The sequence below is a fragment of the Photobacterium sp. R1 genome, assembly GCF_054600795.1.
On sequence record NZ_BAAHZP010000934.1, the window covers coordinates 1 to 239 of the forward strand.

Genomic DNA, 239 nt, shown 5'->3' on the forward strand with positions numbered 1-239 from the left:
AGCGCAAACAAACTGGTGGCCAGGGCGGCCCGCAAGCTGGTGTCCTGTTCCGGATGCAGCACGGCCACCAGCAAGCGCAGCAAATCTGCCGCTTCCTGACTGGCAAAAACACTGTCGCGGTTAGACAGGTACACACTGGGTATGCCCTGAGCTGCCATCGCCTGACGCACCAGCGCCGCCTCTGATCCGGTGCGCACCAGCACGGCGATATCGCCGGCTGACACCGGCCGCTGCTCGCT

Annotated in this window: 1 protein-coding gene; it reads right to left on the minus strand. The window is 64.4% G+C overall.

The genetic code is table 11. The features are described 5' to 3' along the window. A partial coding sequence (locus tag ACYP03_RS27820; RefSeq protein WP_459782915.1) for a hypothetical protein occupies positions 1–239 on the minus strand: 239 nt, incomplete at both ends.